This window comes from Nonomuraea sp. 3N208, from assembly GCF_052245935.1.
GTDB lineage: Bacteria > Actinomycetota > Actinomycetes > Streptosporangiales > Streptosporangiaceae > Nonomuraea.
The window spans coordinates 62,201-76,925 of record NZ_JBQQBR010000036.1 but is presented as its reverse complement, the minus strand read 5'-3'; the positions used below and the strand labels follow the sequence as shown (position 1 = coordinate 76,925).

The window sequence follows — 14,725 nt, the reverse complement described above, 5'->3', positions numbered from 1 at the left end:
ACCGCCAGCGACGACATCGCCAGCACGTACGCCGCCACCAGCCCCAGCACCAGAGCGCACCCGGCGAGCGTCGCGTCCGGGCAGACTACTGTCGGTCGCCGCGCCCGTGCCGCCGATGGGCCCACGGCGGCTGCTGTGGCTGGACCGCGCCCTGGCGTCACTCGACGGCACGGGTCTGGACGACGGCGAGAAGATCAACGTGGCGAGCACCCTGACCGGGTACGCGCTCACCGACGCGGCCCTCCTCCACGCCGTCGCGGGCGGCGATCCGCAGACGGAGGAAGCCGGGATCAAGGGCGCCGCCGACTACGGCGAGGTGCTGGCCGAGGTGCTCGACCCCGAGGCCTACCCGGCCCTGTCGGCCGCGATGCGCTCGGGCGCCATGCGCGGCGCGGAGGGATGGGTGGACGACGGCGACTTCGTGTTCGGGCTCGACCTGCTGCTCGACGGCGTCGAGGCGCTGATCCGGCGGCGGGCTCCAAAGGGCGATGTCGGCGGGGAGTAGCCGCTCGGTCAGCAGCCGCCGCACCGCGTCATCTCGATCCCGATGATCGCCTGCGACCGTCTCGGGTAGCTTGGCCTCGGAGTAGGCGGTGAGGGGGACGACGACGATGGCCACGACCCCGGCAGACGCGGCGGAGCTGCTGGCCGCAGCGCGGGCGGGCGACCGGGACGCGTTCGGCCGGCTCGTCGGCCCGCTGCGGGAGGAGCTGCGCGCGCACTGCTATCGCATGCTGGGTTCCGTCCACGACGCCGAAGACGCCGTACAGGACACGCTGGACCGGGCCTGGCGCAACCTGGCGCGGTTCGAGGACCGCGGGACGATCAGGCCGTGGCTGTACAAGATCGCGACGAATCGGGCGCTGACGCTGATCGAGCGGCGGGGCCGGCGCGAGTTGCCCACCGACCTGAGCCCCGAGGCCGCGCCGGTGGCCGAGGTGGCGTGGCTGGAGCCGTACCCGGACCGGCTGATGGGTTGGACGGCGGAGCTGGGCCCCGAGGCTCGCGTGGTCGCCAAGGAGAGCGTGGAGCTGGCGTTCGTCGCGGCGCTGCAGCACCTCTCGGCCCGGCAGCGGGCCGCGCTGCTGCTGCGCGACGTGCTCGGGTACGCCGCCGCCGAGGCCGCCGACCAGCTGGACACCACGGTCGCCGCGGTCAACAGCGCTCTGCAACGCGCCCGCAAGGTCCTCGCCGAGCTGCTGCCTGAGCCCAGCCAGCGGCAGGCGCTCAACGTGCTGGGCGAGCCTGGGCAGCGGGACCTGGCCCGCCGGTACGCCGCTGCCTGGGAGGCCGGCGACGTCGACGCGATCGTGGCCATGCTGACCGAGGACGCGAAGTACTCGATGCCGCCGCTGACCGCCTGGTACCAGGGCCACGAGGACATCCGCAGCTTCCTGGCCGAGGAGCCGCTGACCAGCCGCTGGCGTTTCCTGCCCGCGCGGGCGAACGGGCAGCTGGCGTTCGGGACGTACATGTGGGATGAGCAGCGCGCCGCGTACGTCCCGGCGGGCCTGGACCTGATCGTCGTACGCGGCAGCAGGATCGCCGAGGTCGTCTCGTTCCTGGAGGCCGATTTCGCGGATTTCGACCTTCCGCTGCGATTGCCGCGATGATTTCGCGCCACGACCCGGGTTGTAGTCCTGACTGCCGACCGACCGGGAAGGACTCCACCGATGACCGCCGACGAAGAGCAGATCCGTGAGCTGATCGAGCGCTGGGCCGAGGCGGTGCACGCCGGCGACCTCGACGCCGTCCTCGCCGATCACGCCGCCGACATCGTGATGTATGACGTGCCGCCGCCCTACGAAGGCGTGCGCGGCATCGAGGCTTACCGCAAGACGTGGCCCGGCTTCTTCCAGTGGCAGGCCCAGGGCGCGTCGTTCGAGATCGAGACCTTGGACGTCACCGCCGGCTCCGACGTCGCCTTCGCCCACGCGCTATTGCGCTGCGGCACCCCCGGGGAGCTCGCCGCGAACCCCGGATACCGATTGCGGCTGACGCTCGGCCTGCGCAAGGAGGACGGCCGCTGGGCCGTCGCCCACGAGCACCACTCGTTCCCGCTCGGGGGCGAAGGCGCGGCCGAGGAGGGGGTGCGCCGGGTGCACGAGCGCTGGTACGCCGGCACCGCCGCGAAGGATCTGGACGGCCTGATGACCGCCATCGCCGACGACGTCGTCTCGTACGAGCACGAGACGCCCCTGGAGTACGTCGGTGTCGACGCGGTGCGCGAGGTCTGCGCCCGCGGCCTCGACACCCCCGGCGACGTCAGCCTGGATGTGCCCGACCTGAAGATCCTGGTACGCGAGGATCTCGCGGTGGCGTGGGGACTCAACCGCGTCCGCGTCGCAGGCGAGGACGGGCAGGTGGCCGAGACCTGGTCGCGGGGCACGCGGGTGTTCGAGCGGCGCGACGGTGCCTGGATGATGATCCACCAGCACTTGTCGTTCCCGCTGGACCAGGCCACGGGCGTGGCCAGGACCGACCTGCGCCCGTCGTCACGGTAGCGACGTGGGCAGGAGCGCCCTGCGCGCGTCGTCACGGTAGGGACGCGGGCAGCCCGAACAGCGGGAAGTGCTCGCGGCCGATGAACGAGGTGATCTCGCTGACCTGCTCGCCACGCAGCGTCAGCACGTTGATCGACCAGGCCAGGTGCGTGCCGGCCGCGTCGTCCCACAGGTAGGAGGCGACGGCCGGCTGGCCGTTGGCGTGCGCCGGGAGGTGCCGCCAGGAGCCGCACGAGGTCAGCGGCACCCGTACCGCGAAATCGGTGACGGCCGCCAGGCCGCGGTACCAGTGCGGAATCGGCGGCATCGACCAGGTCACGTCCTCGGTGAGCAACGCGACCAGGGCGTCGGCGTCGCCAAGTTCCAGCGCGGCGGCGTACCCGGCGACGATCTCGCGCACGCGCGAATCGCCGATGGCCCGCAGCGTCTGCTGCTGGGAGGGGGAGGGAATCCGCTCTGCGACGATCCTGCGGGCCCGCGCCAGAGCGCTGTTGACCGACGTGGTGGTGGTGCGCATCATGGCGGCGATCTCGGCGACGGAGAAGCCCAGGACCTCGAACAGCAGCAACGCCGCCCGCTGGTTGCCCGGCAGGTGCTGCAGGGCCGCGATGAACGCCAGCTCGACGGCCTCACGCTGCTCGTAACGTGCGTCCGGCCCCTTCTCCGCCGGGTACGGCCCCGTGTCCGGGTACGGCCCCAGCCAGGCCACGTCCGTCCGCATTGCGCCGTCTGCCACCGCACGCTCGCTGGCCGGGCCGAGATCCACCGGCAGGGCCCGCCGGCCACGCGTCTCGACGAGATCCAGGCAGGTACGGGTCGCCACCGTGTACAACCACGAGCGCAGCGAGCTCCGCCCCTCGAAGCGCGCCAGCCCCCGCCAGGCCCGCACCAGGGCCTCCTGCAGGGCGTCGTCGGCGTCGTGGGGGGAGCCGAGCATGCGGTAGCAGTGCGCGTGCAGCTCACGGCGCAGCGGCGTCACAAGGCGGGCGAAGGCGGCATCGTCACCGTCGCGTGCCCGGCCCAGGTCGCGATCTACCGCCTCCGGATCTGCGGTCGACTGGGAAATTTCGCTCACGAGCCCCGATTGTGCCTCAAAGCGGTCCTATGGGAGGAGTCTTCACTCCGGACATGGGAGCCGTGCGGGCAGTGCCCGCCTCCGTCCGGGGGCCGTATGGGCAGTGCCCGCCTCCGTCCGGGTGCGGTGCGGGAGCGCCCACACCGCCGCGGCGGTGCGGGGGAATGGTCGCCTCAGTTGAGAGGGACCCGGGCCGGTGTCGGATGGGGCGGTGTCAGATCTGCTCTCGGACGGTGGCGAGCATGGTGTCCAAGTGCTGCTGGGACGCTTGGAGGCGCTCGATCGTCTGCGTGATGCGCTGCCGCTCCCGCCGCAAATGCGTGATCATCCCCGGGCAGGCCACCGGCACCATCCGCCCGCCCTCGTCATCGTGGACGCAGTCCAGCAGTCGGGCGATGACCGCGGTGGGCAGCCCGGCGGCCAGCAGGGTGCGGATGTGGCGGACGGCGGCGACGTCCGACTCGCGGTATTCGCGATAGCCGTTGGGCAGCCGCACAGGACGCAACAGCCCCTGCTCCTCGTAGTACCGCAGCAACCGCCTGCTCACCCCGCTCTCGTGGGCCAGGTCACCGATCCGCATGTGCTCCTCGCTCCGAGCTTGACCTTCACATGGATGTGACGCCTTAGCGTCCCCATGTCTGCCTAGCCACTGCCAACAAAATGAAGGAGCCGATGATGCCAGGAGCGGTGATTATCGGGGCGGGTCCGGGGATCGGCCGGTCGGTCGCTCGCCGGTTCGCAGGTGAGGGCCTTCCGGTGGCCCTCGTCTCACGAACGGGCGACACGCTGGGACTCGACGGACCCCACGGGGTGCGGGCGTATCGAGCCGACTGCGCCGACGAGACGGCCTTGCGGGCCGCCCTCGACGCCGCGGCTGCAGACCTGGGCACGCCGGACGTCGTGGTCTACAACGCCGCGATCATCCGGCCAGACTCGGCCGGCGAGGCCACCGTACGCGCCCACCTGGACGCCTGGGCGGTCAACGTGGTCGGCGCGCTCATCGCGGCCGCTCACGTCGCCCCGGCGATGGCGCGGCGTGGCGGCGGCACGTTCATCATCACCGGTGGCATGCCCGAGCCCAAGCGGCAGTACGTCAGCCTGTCGCTCGGCAAGAGCGGCGTGCGGACGCTGGTGGCACTGCTCGATCAGGAGTACGGCCCGTCGGGCGTGCACGTGGCCACCGTCACCGTGGCGGGCCCGGTCGACCCGGGCACGGCCTTCGACCCGGACGACATCGCCGAGCACTACTGGGACCTGCACATCCAACCCCGCGGCGGCTGGGACCACGAGATCCTCCACAGCGGCCGCCACGACCGATGACCCTCCACGACCCGGCGCCCGAAGTCGGCCCTTCGGCGTCGCAGCGGACACCCGGAGTGTGGCGTCCGCAGTTGCGGCGGGCGCCTGGGTGTGGAGGCTGCGGCGTGGCGGCCGGCAGCCGCCGTCTGTCGTCAGCGGTATGGGAGTCGGGGTCCGTGTCGCTTGGACGCGGCCTCGGGCGCGCCGGGTCAGTGTGCGGGTGTCAGGGTGAAGGCCGTTGTCGCGGCGACCCTGCCGTTGACGATCACATCGAGCTCCCTGGGCCCGGGCGGCTCGTCGCGGGTGGTCACCGGCCGGAAGGAATGGCTCTTGCGTAACATGAACGTCGCCCCGGCCGCTCCCGCCTCACGCTGGCCCAGATGGAACACGCGACGCGAGCCCGTCCGCCTGATCGCGTATTTGAGCAGCAGCGGCCCCGGCCCGTCAGCTGTGACCGTGACCGAGAAGCCCAGCTTCTGGCCGACGGCCACCGTGTCCGCCTCCAGCGCCAGGACGTCCACCGCGCCGCTGCCAGGCGTGGCGCCCACGAGGGCGAGCGCCTCGGGGTGCCCGGCACGCAGCAGCCCGCGCACCGCGTGCCGCAGCACCTTCTCCACGTGCGAGCCGCCATCGGCGCGCCAGCGGGCCAGCAGCGCCAGCGCCGCCTCCGGATGGTCCTTGGCCAGGTCGTTGACGTGGTTGGCGACCGAGCGGCGGACGTATTCGCTCGGGTCGTCGCGCAGCCGGTCGAGCAGCGGCAGCGTCGGCCCCGGCGTCATCAGCCAGCCCACCCGTGTGGCCCACGGCAGGCGCGGCCGTGACCCCTCCGACGCCAGCCGGCGCAGATGCTCGTCCGGCGACTCCGCCCAGCCGTACATGATCTTGAGTGCGTCGTCGCGGTAACGCTCCAGGTAGGGCCGCACGGCGAACTCGCCCGTCGAGTACGGCGTGAGCGCGGCCAGCGTGTCCATCGCCGCGTGCAGGTGATCGACGCCGTGGACGGCCGTATGGTCGGTGGCCGGCCAGCCGCTCCACATGTCCAGCACCGACCGTGAGGCGGACGCGCGCACGATCTCGGCGACCTGCGGATAGGGCAGCGGCAGCGCGTCGTGCAGCGCCGCGGCGACGTGCCTGACCCGGTCCTTGAGCTCCAGCCCGTCGAGCCCGGCCAGGGCCCGCCCGGCGAACCGGTCCCGGGGGAACGGCGCCCACGCCGCGGCAAGCCCGTCAGCCAGCACCGACACGGATTGAGCGTTGATCATGTCTTTCAGCGGTTGAGCCACGGCCTCACTGTGCCAGCCGCCACCGACAATTCCCGCTAGGCGTCCGTGTCCCGCAACTGCTCGTAGTACGGCTTCATCGACGGGTAGTAGTCGTCGAAGTCCGGCTTGGGGGAGCCGTCGCGGGAGGCCACGAGCATGTCGAGGTAGTACTCCCAGCCGGGCCCGATCTCGCCGATCCCCTCCTCGTCGGCCAGGTGCTGGACGAATCGCAGCTCCGTGGTGCCGTCGGCCTCGGACAGCAGCAGCTCCAGATGCCAGGAGCCGGTCTCGTCCTGGGCGGACACCTCCAGCCGCCGTGGCGGCTCGCACGCCTCGATGCGCATCTCGTACCAGGGCTGCTGCTCCTCGTACAACATCTGGACCTTGATCGTGCGGCCGGGGCCGGCTTGGCCCTCCCACGGGCCGAACCAGCGCGCGGTGCGCTCCGGCTCGGTGATGCTGACCCACACGTCCTCGGCGGGTGCGCGGAAGTTGCGGGTGAGGACGAGATCGCTGCCGGACTCCGTGCGGAATAGTCGGCCTGTGGGGAATCGGTTCATGCCGTGCCTTCCCTTCTGCTGTCAGCGGCGCCGCCCGTGCGGCGTTCGCGGCGCGTTCGGTAGACCTCTGTCTCCAACGCGTCGAAGTGGTGCTCCCAGCCCGAGGGCCGGACGAACTGCGCCAGCCACGCGACGAGCTCGGTGAATCGATCAGGATCGAGCGTGTAGAAGCGCTGCCTGCCCACGAGCTCCGCGCGGACCAACCCGCTCTCCCTGAGCACGCGCAGGTGGCGGCTCACGGCGGGGCGGCTGATCGGGAACCGCTCGGCGACCTCGCCGGCCGCCAGGCGCCCCTCCCTGAGCAGCACCAGGATCTGCCGCCGTACCGGATCCGCGATCGCCCCTGCCACCTCGTCCACGCAGAAAGCGTAACCCATTGGTTACGCGTTTGCCAGCACCTCTCCCGCATCGTGGCGGAAGAAGCGCGCCTATCGGCGTCGGGGCGCGTTCATCGGCTATGAGGAGCAGTGCCGCCAGCTCGCCGAGGCGAAGAAGGACCCGGACTGTGCCTGGCTGGCGGAGGCTCCCGCGCAGGTCATCCAGCAGACGCTGAAGGATCTGGACCTCGCCTGCCGCCAGCACGGCACATGGAAGGTGCGGTGGAAGAGCAAGGCAAGGTGGAGGCCGTCGTTTCGGTTCCCGACGGCCAAACACATCCCGGTCGGGCGGATCAGCCGTAGGTGGGGGCGAGTGTTCCTGCCGAAGGTTCGGGTGGGTGAGGTTCCGCTTGTCCCGCCCTTTGGGCGGGAGCGTGAAGTCGGCGACCGTGGCCCGCGATGGCAAGCATTGGTTCATCAGCTTCCTCATCGACGATGGCCTCAGCGAGGTCAGCGAGCACGCTCGTCCGGGCCGGCATGTGGGGGTGGACCGTGGGGTGGTGACGGCTGCTGTCACCAGTGAGGGGGAGTTCTTCGACCGCCGGCACGCCAGCGAGGGCGGCGTGTCGTCGATGGCGCCGCCGCCGGTTGAGCTCGGCGATGGCCTGGGCGATACGGGGTTCTTGACGGCGGGTGAGGCCAACCGGTACAGGCGGCTGGAGCGCAAGCTGGCTCGGTCGAAGAAGGGCTCGAACCGGCGTCGGCGGGTGGTGCGGGCGATGGGTGATCTGATGCGGCGGGCGCGGCGGCGGCGTGCGGACTTCAATGCTCAGGCCGCGCACCGGCTTACCCGCGACAACGCGATTGTCACGCTGGAGAGACTGAGCGTCCGGGCGATGACCGCGTCGGTGGCGCCGAAGCCCGACCCCGGCAAACCAGGCGCAAACCTGCTCCAACCCGGTCTGCGGGACGGTGGATGGCAAGTCCCGCGAGAGCCAAGCGGACTTTCGATGCACCTCCTGCGGGCATGTCGAGCACGCTGATGTGAACGCTGCGAAGAACATCAAAGCCAGAGGACACGCGGCCGGGCTGGTCGTGTCAGGGCGTGGAGACCCCACCGGGTGGGTGAAGCGTCAAGCACCCCGTACCACAGCTCCCGGTGCGTCATCCGCGCCGCGAGTTACGCGTAAGCGGCACGGGAATCCCCGGCCTTCACCTCAGGCCGGGGAGCGAGTCAACCGGTGGTGGTCTCCCGCCAGCGGTTGGTGATCGGGAGGCGACGGTCCCGGCCGAAGTTCTTCGGGGTGATCTTCGGGCCCGGCGGGTACTGGCGGCGCTTGTATTCCGCCAGGTCCACCAGCCTGATCACGCGCGTCACCAGCTCAGGATCATGACCGGCCGCGATGAGCTCCTGCGAGCCCATGTCCTTCTCCACGTAGTCGTCGAGGAGCCGGTCCAGCACCTCGTAGGGCGGCAGCGAGTCCGTGTCGCGCTGGTCCGGGCGCAGCTCCGCGCTCGGCTCCTTGTCGATCGAGTTCTCCGGGATCGGGCGCTCGGCCGTCAGCAGGAACTGCGGGTCCGAGTGCGCGTTGCGCCATCGGGACAGCTCCCACACCATCGTCTTCGGCACGTCCTTGATCGGGGCGAAGCCGCCGGCCGAGTCGCCGTAGAGGGTGGAGTAGCCGGTCGCGAGCTCGCTCTTGTTCCCGGTGGTCAGCACCAAGTGGCCGTGCTGGTTGGACAGACCCATCAGGATCATGCCGCGTACCCTGGCCTGGAGGTTCTCGGCGGCCAGGCCGGACAGCTCGATCTCCTTCTCGAAGGCGTCGACGACGCTCGCGATGGGGACCATCTGCGCGTTGACCCCCTGCCTGCGCACCAGCTCCTCGGCGTCGGTCACCGAGTGCTCGGAGGAGTAGCGCGACGGCATGAGCACCACATGCACCCGCGACGGGCCGATCGCGTCTGAGGCGATGGTCGCGGTCAGTGCCGAGTCGATCCCGCCCGACAGCGCCAGGATGATCGACTGGAAGCCGTTCTTGCGCACGTAGTCCCGCACCGCGAGCACCAGCGCCGAATAGACCTCCGCGTGCAGTTCGAGCCGCTTGGCGATGCTTGACGGAGTTCGGGGCTCGGCCGGGTAGGGCGCCACGGGCTGCTCCGACAGCACCAGCCGCTCGACCGTGATCGTGGAGCCGTCGCCCGCGTCGTGCGGGTACGTGCCGGGCGCCGCGTCCGAGACCGGCAGGTCGTCCAGGTCCACGACCAGCAGCTCCTCGCGGAACTGGCCGGCCCGCGCCACCAGCTCGCCCGAGCCGTCCACCACGATCGAATCGCCGTCGAAGACCAGCTCGTCCTGCCCGCCGACCTGGTTCACGTAGACGAGCGCGCATCCGGCCTCGCGGGCGCGGCGCTCGCACAGCTCCAGGCGTACGTGGTCCTTCTCCTTCTCGTACGGCGAGGCGTTCGGCACCACCAGCAGCCCGGCCCCCGCCTGCCCCACGACAGACACGGGACCGCCCTCCTGCCAGAGGTCCTCGCAGACGGCGATCGCCACGTCGACCCCGTGCAGCCGGAAGATCGGCAGCCGGTCGCCGCGCACGAAATAGCGGTACTCATCGAACACGCCATAGTTCGGCAGGTGGTGCTTGGCCGTACGGGTGACCACCTCGCCCTTGTAGAGCAGCGCGGCGGCGTCCAGCGGGGCGCCCTTCGGCTGCCCCACTCGGGGCGCCAGGCCGGCCCGGTCGACGTAGCCGGCCACCACGGGGAGGTCCCCCAGGCCCTCCCGCTCCAGCCTGCGCGCCACCTCCTCCAGAGTCCGGATGCTGGCGTCCACGAAGGACGTGCGCAGCACCAGGTCCTCCACGGGGTATCCGGTGAGGAACATCTCGGTGAAGACGACCAGGTGCGCCCCGCGTTCGGCGGCGTCGCGGGTCCACGCGACCAGCCGATCCGCGTTGGCGGTCAGATCGCCGACGGACGGGTTCGTCTGTGCCAGGGCAATGCGCAGTTGTGCCACGCGCCCAGCCTAATATGCCGGGAGTTTTATCGTCAAAGCGACGAAAAGTGAGCCTTCTCGCCAGGCGTGACCAGTCCTGACTCGTACGCGGCCATGACCAGCTGCGCCCGGTCGAACAGTCCGAGGTGCTCGAGCAGCGACTTCACCATCAGGGAGGCCTCTTCCTCCGGCAGGGAGAGCGTCTGGCCGATCTGCCGGTTCGTCAGCCCCCTGGCGACGAGTTTCAGCACGTCGAGCAGGGCGTCGGAGAGCCCGGCGAGCGCCGGCGGCGAGGCCGGGTCGGCGCGCCCGGCGAACGCGGAGATCAGCCGCGTGGTGACTGCGGGGTCGATGAGCGCGTCCCCGCCCGCGGCGGCCCTGATCGCGGCCACGAACTGCTCAGGAGCCGCCGTCTTCAGCAGGAATCCGCTCACTCCCGCCCGAAGGGCCGCGTAAAGGTTCTCGTCGCTGCCGAACGTGGTCATCATGACGACCTTCGGCGGCCGCTCCTCGGCCAGGATCCTGCGCGCGGCGGCCAGGCCGTCCAGGTGTGGCATCTGGATGTCGAGCAGCACCACGTCGGGCCGGGTCTCGCGGACGGCCGCGATCGCCTCCTCGCCGTTGCTCGCCTCGCCGGCCAGCGTCACCCCCGGCTCGGCGGCCAGCATGGCCCGCAGCCCCGCCCGTACGAGGGCCTGGTCGTCGGCCACCAGCACCCGCAGCGCGTCCGCGGGAACCGCCGCGGGCGCCGGCTCCTCCAGGCGCTGGGCGAGCATGTCGCCCTCCAGGCGCTGGAGCGCGGCCGACAGGTCGAGGCCCAGCTCGTCCCGCCAGACCGCGCGCGCCCTGCGCAGCGCGGCCAGCGCGTCACCTTGGCGGCCCATCCGGTAGAGCGCCACGGCCAGCAGCCGCCACGCCTCCTCACGCAGCGGGTACGCCGTCGCGTGCGCCTCCAGGTCGGCCACCAGCGACGTCGCCCGGTCCAGCGTGAGCCCGGCGTCGGCCCGCCGCTCGACGGAGATCAGCCGCAGCTCCTCCAGCCGCCCCGCCTCTGTCGCCGCCCAGCTCAGCTCGCTGAACTCGGCCAGCGCCGGACCCCGCCACAACCCCAGCGCGGTGTCCATGGCCGCCCACACCTGCGCCGGCGTGCCGTCCGACTTCACCAGGCTCTCGAAACGCCAGGCGTCCACCTGCTCGGTGCCGGCCCGCAAGGCGTAGCCGGGCGGCGCGGACACCAGCACGCCGGCCTCCTCGCGCGGCGCGCGGTCGGGCTCGAGCGCGCGCCGCAGGCGGGAGACGTAGCCCTGGATCGTGGACAGGGCCTGCGCCGGTGGGCCGCCCGGCCAGAGCTCGTCGATGAGGGTGTTCACGGGAACGGCGCGGCCGCCGGCCACGAGTAGGCGCGCGAGCACCGCCCGCTGCCGCTGGCCGCCGAGGTCGAGAGGGGCGCCGCCGGCCCAGGCCTGGAACGGTCCGAGAGCAGTAAAGGTGAGCATTTCAGGCGTAACTGTAGAGGGCAAACGGGTCCGGGTATATGGCGAAATGTCACAGTGGGAGCTCGGCGTGGACCACGGTGCCTCCTCCTTCGGCCTCCCGCACCACGCAGGTGCCCCCGAGCTCGGCGGCCCGCTCCCGCATGGAGCCCAGGCCCACGCCCGGCCTGGCGTCCGGCGGCACCCCCACGCCGTCGTCGGTCACGGTCACCCGCAGCCGGTCGTCGCGCCGCAGGCTGATCGCGATCCGGGTGGCGCGGGCGTGCTTGCGGGCGTTTGTCAGCGCCTCCTGGACGATGCGGTAGGCGGCCACCTCGACGGCCGCCGGCAGGCTCGCCAGGTCGCCCGAGGCCTCGATCGGCGACTCCGCCAGCTCCTCGACCGCGCCCGCCAGGCCCAGCTCGTCGAGCGCGGGCGGGCGCAGCCCGTACACGAGCTGCTTGATGTCGCCGCTCACGGCGTCCATGCCGGCGCGCAGGTCGGCGAGCAGCCGGTCGGCGTCCTGCGGCGAGGAACGCACGGTCAGCCGGGCGGCGTTGATCGACATGGCCATGCCGGTGAGCGACTGCCCGAGCCCGTCGTGCAGATCGCGGCGCAGCCGCCGCCGCTCCTCCTCGCGGGCGGTCAGGATGCGCTCGCGGGAGCGCTGCAGCGCCGCCGTCAGGCGTACGGCGTGCGCGGCGTCGGCGATGTACGGCGTCAGCGTCGCGATCACCCGTTCGTCGTGGGCGGCCGGGAACCTGCGCCGGTCGGTCGGCCCGATCAGCAGCAGCCCCACGGGCTCCCCGTGCCACACCAGCGCGATGGTCTTGGCGGGCCGCGGGACGTTGCCGGTGTCCCCGACCGCGCCCGACGTGGTCGTGGTGTCGTCCACCTCCACCGCGACACCCGTCACCGACAGCCCTTCGCGCAGCACGTCCAGCGTGGCCAGCAGCCCGTGCACCGGGTCGGCGTGCTGGAGCCGGTGCCGCAGCCGCCTGGCCAGCGCGCCCGGCACGCCGGTGCTGCCGTACAGCAGCCGGTCCACGCCGCGTTGCAGCCCGCGCCGCATCGGCTGGAAGAAGGCCCCGGCGAACACGGCCGCCGCGATGCCCGCGATCGGGTCCACCTCCGACAGGAACATGCTGCCTGCCGCGCTCACCGCCAGGTACACGCCCATGGTCACGACCGCCAGGCCGGTGCCCACCAGCGCCCGGCTGATCAGCGTGTCGATGCCGAACAGCCGGTAGCGCAGCACCGCCACCGCGATCGCCGCCGGGATCAGCGGGATCGCCAGCGTCGCCAGCCACCACACCGCACCGCCCACGATGAACGGGATCAGCAGTCCTGGCAGCGTCACCAGGAGCCACAGCAGCTGCCGCCGCTCGATCGCGTCGCCGCGTTTGAACCGGACGACGAGCGAGGCAAAGGCCGCCGCCATGGCGGTCGCCACCATCCAGTGCGCGAGATCCCTGAGCGTGCGCTGGCGGGCCGTCATCGCGACCCAGTCGAGCGCCATGCCGGCGACGGCCAGCGCGACCACCCAGCGCCACTGCCTGGACAGCAGTTTTCCCGCCGGGTAGAGCAGCGGCAGCAGCACGCCCAGGGTGAGCTGGAGAACGTTCCAGGTCAGGTTGACGAGCACCCAGCCATGTGGCGGGCCGCCGTACAGGAGCATGAAGACATTGGCCGACAGGATGTTGGCCGCCGCGCTCAGCCCGCCGACGCACAGCAGCCACCCGATGACCAGGCGCGGCCTGCTGTGGACGAGGATCGCCCCGAAGATCGGGAAGGCGGTGCCGGCCATGTCCTCGGGTGCGAACGGCAGCGGCGTATGGGGGGACTGCGGCAACTGCGCCGTCACCCAGATGTCGGTGAGCTCCAGTACGACCGCGAGCGCTGCGATCCCGATCGCGACACCTCTAGCCAGACCCGCGCGGCGCATGCCACCCGCCCTTCCCACCCCATGGATGGGAGAAAATTATCGGGCAAGTGCCAATACCCGATCAAAATTCTCTCAACGCCGCCGGATCGCGGGCCCGAGCGCCAGCATCCCCGCCGCGGACACCAGCCCGACCCCGCCCATCGTCCACCACAACGCCTCCATCCCGAGGTCCAGCAGCGTCCCGCCGAGCAGCGGCGCCAGCACCATGGCCACCGACCACGCGAACCCGAACAACCCCGCATACCGCCCACGCAACTCCGCGGGCGCCAGCGCGGCCACGATCGAGCCCGCGATGCCCGCCGTGACGATCTCGCCCGCCGTCCACACTGCGATCGTCGCGGCCAGCCCCAGAGGGCTGGTGACGAACGCGGTCATCGCGAAACCGGCCCCCATCACGGCCACGCCCAGCGCGAACGTCCGTGAGGCGTCCCTGCGTCCCAGCCAGCCGGACACCAGCGGCTGGACCACCACGATCAGCACCCCGTTCAGCGCCATGGCCAGCCCGAACTGCGCCGTCGTCAGCCCCACCACCTTGGTCATCGCCACCGGCAGCATGCTCATCGTCTGCACGTAGAGCACCGCGTGACCCAGCGTGACCATCGTGAACGCCACCATCACCCGGTCGCGCAGCACCACCCCGAATCCGCCGCCCGACTCCCGCGCCGCCGGCCGCGTCTCCGGGACCGCCCGCCACACCAGCACGGCGAAGACCACGCTCGACACCGCGTCGATCCAGAACAGCCAGATGAACCCGAGCCCCGCCAGCCAGCCGCCGGCGGTCATGCCGACCGAGTAGCCGAGGTTGATCCCCCAGAACAGCAGCCCGTACGCCCGGGGTCGCTCCGCGGGCGAGACCAGGTCGGCGACCAGGGCGTTGGACGCGGGCCGGTAGGCGTCGATCACCAGGCCGAGCACGAACATCGAGGCCAGGATCGCCGGCAGCGAGGTGCTGTAGCCGAGCGCCAGCATGGAGGCGGCGGTGGCCAGCATGCCGCCCGACAGCGTGGCCCGCCGCCCGACACGGTCGGTGAGCACGCCGGCGAGCAGCTGGGACAGCAGCGAGCCCGCGCCGAACACGGCCATCACCAGGCCCGCGGCGGTCACCGACAGGCCGCGGGCCTGGGTCAGGTAGACGCCGGTGAACGGGATGACCATGGTGCCGAGGCGGTTCACCAGCGTGCCGCCCCACAGGGCCCAGAACGGGCGGGGCAGGCCGGCGACCTGGGAACGGAGGAACGACGGCTTCTCGACAGTGGGACTAGACACGCGACAAAGGTTGATATTTCCGGT

At 71.6% G+C, this 14,725-nt stretch carries 15 protein-coding genes; 6 read left to right on the top strand and 9 right to left on the bottom strand.

The window, feature by feature from the left end:
• The first annotated feature begins 88 nt into the window (after positions 1-88).
• The 3 genes from ACTWPT_RS42360 to ACTWPT_RS42350 all read left to right on the top strand — a co-directional run bounded on the left by ACTWPT_RS42360 (position 89) and on the right by ACTWPT_RS42350 (position 2,504).
• Positions 89-505 carry a TetR/AcrR family transcriptional regulator C-terminal domain-containing protein gene (locus ACTWPT_RS42360; protein WP_443183234.1) on the top strand — a complete coding sequence of 139 codons (417 nt, stop codon included), beginning with the start codon at positions 89-91 and terminating at the stop codon, positions 503-505.
• Positions 506-611: 106 nt separating this feature from the next.
• Positions 612-1,613 carry a sigma-70 family RNA polymerase sigma factor gene (locus ACTWPT_RS42355; protein ID WP_443183186.1) on the top strand — a complete coding sequence of 334 codons (1,002 nt, stop codon included), beginning with the start codon at positions 612-614 and terminating at the stop codon, positions 1,611-1,613.
• Between the two features lie 60 nt (positions 1,614-1,673).
• Entirely contained in the window at positions 1,674-2,504 is an 831-nt protein-coding gene (locus tag ACTWPT_RS42350) for a YybH family protein (RefSeq protein WP_443183185.1), read from the top strand.
• A 31-nt stretch (positions 2,505-2,535) separates the two neighbouring features.
• Here the strand turns inward: ACTWPT_RS42350 and ACTWPT_RS42345 are convergent, their stop codons facing one another.
• Positions 2,536-3,579, bottom strand: coding sequence for a sigma-70 family RNA polymerase sigma factor (locus ACTWPT_RS42345; RefSeq protein ID WP_443183184.1), 1,044 nt, complete (start codon positions 3,577-3,579; stop codon positions 2,536-2,538).
• A gap of 214 nt (positions 3,580-3,793) precedes the next feature.
• Entirely contained in the window at positions 3,794-4,159 is a 366-nt protein-coding gene (locus ACTWPT_RS42340) for a MerR family transcriptional regulator (protein ID WP_443183183.1), read from the bottom strand.
• 80 nt (positions 4,160-4,239) lie between these two features.
• Here ACTWPT_RS42340 and ACTWPT_RS42335 point away from each other — a divergent pair, with 80 nt between their 5' ends.
• A complete protein-coding gene (locus ACTWPT_RS42335; protein WP_443183182.1) occupies positions 4,240-4,899 on the top strand; it encodes an SDR family NAD(P)-dependent oxidoreductase in 660 nt (219 codons plus the stop codon).
• Between the two features lie 188 nt (positions 4,900-5,087).
• Here the strand turns inward: ACTWPT_RS42335 and ACTWPT_RS42330 are convergent, their stop codons facing one another.
• From ACTWPT_RS42330 to ACTWPT_RS42320, 3 genes are read right to left on the bottom strand one after another with little or no spacing between them, the layout of a single operon-like run.
• A complete protein-coding gene (locus tag ACTWPT_RS42330; RefSeq protein WP_443183181.1) occupies positions 5,088-6,161 on the bottom strand; it encodes a DNA alkylation repair protein in 1,074 nt (357 codons plus the stop codon).
• Positions 6,162-6,196: 35 nt separating this feature from the next.
• A complete protein-coding gene (locus ACTWPT_RS42325; RefSeq protein WP_443183180.1) occupies positions 6,197-6,700 on the bottom strand; it encodes an SRPBCC family protein in 504 nt (167 codons plus the stop codon).
• Positions 6,697-7,059 carry a metalloregulator ArsR/SmtB family transcription factor gene (locus ACTWPT_RS42320; protein ID WP_443183179.1) on the bottom strand — a complete coding sequence of 121 codons (363 nt, stop codon included), beginning with the start codon at positions 7,057-7,059 and terminating at the stop codon, positions 6,697-6,699. The genes ACTWPT_RS42325 and ACTWPT_RS42320 overlap by 4 nt, the downstream gene beginning before the upstream one ends.
• Positions 7,060-7,451: 392 nt before the next feature.
• Here ACTWPT_RS42320 and ACTWPT_RS42315 point away from each other — a divergent pair, with 392 nt between their 5' ends.
• Positions 7,452-8,060 carry a hypothetical protein gene (locus ACTWPT_RS42315; RefSeq protein ID WP_443183178.1) on the top strand — a complete coding sequence of 203 codons (609 nt, stop codon included), beginning with the start codon at positions 7,452-7,454 and terminating at the stop codon, positions 8,058-8,060.
• Complete coding sequence (locus ACTWPT_RS42310; protein ID WP_443183177.1) at positions 7,990-8,286, top strand: zinc ribbon domain-containing protein; 297 nt, start codon at positions 7,990-7,992, stop codon at positions 8,284-8,286. Before ACTWPT_RS42315 ends, ACTWPT_RS42310 begins: the two co-directional genes overlap by 71 nt.
• Here ACTWPT_RS42310 and ACTWPT_RS42305 read toward each other — a convergent pair.
• The 4 genes from ACTWPT_RS42305 to ACTWPT_RS42290 form a co-directional block, all read right to left on the bottom strand.
• Positions 8,252-10,039: an NAD+ synthase gene (locus ACTWPT_RS42305; RefSeq protein WP_443183176.1), complete on the bottom strand. Its 1,788-nt coding sequence runs from the start codon at positions 10,037-10,039 to the stop codon at positions 8,252-8,254. The genes ACTWPT_RS42310 and ACTWPT_RS42305 overlap by 35 nt on opposite strands.
• A 32-nt stretch (positions 10,040-10,071) precedes the next feature.
• Positions 10,072-11,514, bottom strand: coding sequence for a BTAD domain-containing putative transcriptional regulator (locus ACTWPT_RS42300; protein ID WP_443183175.1), 1,443 nt, complete (start codon positions 11,512-11,514; stop codon positions 10,072-10,074).
• Between the two features lie 49 nt (positions 11,515-11,563).
• Entirely contained in the window at positions 11,564-13,435 is a 1,872-nt protein-coding gene (locus ACTWPT_RS42295; RefSeq protein ID WP_443183174.1) for a sensor histidine kinase, read from the bottom strand.
• 72 nt (positions 13,436-13,507) lie between these two features.
• Complete coding sequence (locus ACTWPT_RS42290; protein WP_443183173.1) at positions 13,508-14,701, bottom strand: MDR family MFS transporter; 1,194 nt, start codon at positions 14,699-14,701, stop codon at positions 13,508-13,510.
• Positions 14,702-14,725 lie beyond the last annotated feature (24 nt).

What these genes read in the sequence shown, in the direction of transcription:
- ACTWPT_RS42325 (WP_443183180.1), bottom strand. Translation starts at nt 6,700, where the DNA reads ATGAACCGATTCCCCACAGGCCGACTATTCCGCACGGAGTCCGGCAGC.
- ACTWPT_RS42355 (WP_443183186.1), top strand. Translation starts at nt 612, where the DNA reads ATGGCCACGACCCCGGCAGACGCGGCGGAGCTGCTGGCCGCAGCGCGG.
- ACTWPT_RS42335 (WP_443183182.1), top strand. Translation starts at nt 4,240, where the DNA reads ATGAAGGAGCCGATGATGCCAGGAGCGGTGATTATCGGGGCGGGTCCG.
- ACTWPT_RS42300 (WP_443183175.1), bottom strand. Translation starts at nt 11,514, where the DNA reads ATGCTCACCTTTACTGCTCTCGGACCGTTCCAGGCCTGGGCCGGCGGC.
- ACTWPT_RS42340 (WP_443183183.1), bottom strand. Translation starts at nt 4,159, where the DNA reads ATGCGGATCGGTGACCTGGCCCACGAGAGCGGGGTGAGCAGGCGGTTG.
- ACTWPT_RS42295 (WP_443183174.1), bottom strand. Translation starts at nt 13,435, where the DNA reads ATGCGCCGCGCGGGTCTGGCTAGAGGTGTCGCGATCGGGATCGCAGCG.
- ACTWPT_RS42350 (WP_443183185.1), top strand. Translation starts at nt 1,674, where the DNA reads ATGACCGCCGACGAAGAGCAGATCCGTGAGCTGATCGAGCGCTGGGCC.